At 71.5% G+C, this 1,280-nt stretch carries 2 protein-coding genes; one reads left to right on the top strand and one right to left on the bottom strand.

Annotated features, from left to right (window positions below; genetic code table 11):
- Window positions 1-222: 1-acyl-sn-glycerol-3-phosphate acyltransferase (locus I5G_RS16755; protein ID WP_187288867.1), on the bottom strand; the 222-nt coding region annotated here is incomplete at its 3' end.
- Window positions 223-394: 172 nt separating this feature from the next.
- On the opposite strand from I5G_RS16755, the gene I5G_RS16760 reads away from it, so the two are divergent.
- Window positions 395-1,280: FKBP-type peptidyl-prolyl cis-trans isomerase (locus I5G_RS16760; RefSeq protein ID WP_022880091.1), on the top strand; the 886-nt coding region annotated here is incomplete at its 3' end.

Below are 1,280 nucleotides of genomic sequence, written 5' to 3' on the forward strand. Positions count from 1 at the left end.
GTCAGACGCCCACTCTTCGAAGTAGGCCGACTTCGCTAGGAAGTGCACCGGCCGGGGCGAGGCGACGGGGATGGCGATGGAGTCGATGAACGACAGGTGGTTGCTCGCGAAGATCACCGGCCCGGTCCGCGGGACGTTGTCGCGTCCCTCGACGCGCGGGCGGTAGACGGCGCGGGCGAGCGGGGCGATGAAGAAACGCCCGAGGCCGTAGGCCGCGCCCATCTGCTTCGGTGGGACGGCGGGGGTGCCGCCCGGTTCGTCGGAGCTCACCCATCGAGGCTACTGTGCGCCGCATGCGCCCCCGTGCATGGGGTTGCCGGTCGGGGGCTCCCAGCGACGGCAAAGGGGGATGGGGGATGATGGGTCGGTTCCCATCGTCTTCGAGAGGTCTGCCGTGCGCTTCCGCCCGATCGCTTCCCTGTCCGTCGCCGCTGCCGCGGTCCTGCTGCTGGCGGGGTGCACCGGCTCGTCGACCGACAGCTCCACCCCGGACGCCAGCGGCTCGGCGGACCCGGGCGCGTGCCAGAGCGCCCTCTCCCAGGGCGAGGTGTCCAGCGACGTGCAGGTGTCGGGCGACTTCAAGGGCAAGGTGCAGGTCACCCTGCCCTCCGGCTACGCCCCCGGCGGTCTCGAGCGCTCCACGCTCATCGAGGGCACCGGCCAGCAGGTGCGCGCCGGCGATGTCCTGCGCGCCAACTACACGCTCGTGGATGCCGCCACCGGTCAGGTCCAGCTGGACTCCCAGACCTCGGCGCCCAACGGCATGGACACCCTCATCTCGTCGCAGCAGATCTTCGGCGCGGCCCTCGAGTGCGCGACGATCGGTTCGCGCACGGTCTCGGCGTTCCCCGCCGGTGCGCTCGGCGAGGGATCGCCGGCGTTCGTGCTCGTGGCCGACGCCCTCGAGGAACTCCCGACGCGCGCCACCGGCACCGAGGTCGCCCCGGCCGAGGGCATGCCCACCGTGACCTTCGACGACAAGGGCGCGCCCACCATCACGATGCCGGACGCCCCGGCGCCCACCGAGACGCGGGTGGTCAACCTCCGGCAGGGCGACGGTGACGTCGTGAACCCCGGCGACCAGGTCATCGTGCAGTACACCGGTGCGCTGTACGACGACGGCACGGTGTTCGACTCCAGCTGGAAGAAGCGACAGCCCGCCGAGTTCGCCACGACCGGCGTGGTCCCCGGCTTCAAGAAAGCCCTCGAGGGGCAGACCGTCGGTTCGCAGGTGCTCGTGGTGATGCGGGCCTCGGACGGCTACGGCGACAAGGGCCAGG

This window comes from Microbacterium sp. B19 (assembly GCF_000333395.1).
Lineage (GTDB): Bacteria > Actinomycetota > Actinomycetes > Actinomycetales > Microbacteriaceae > Microbacterium.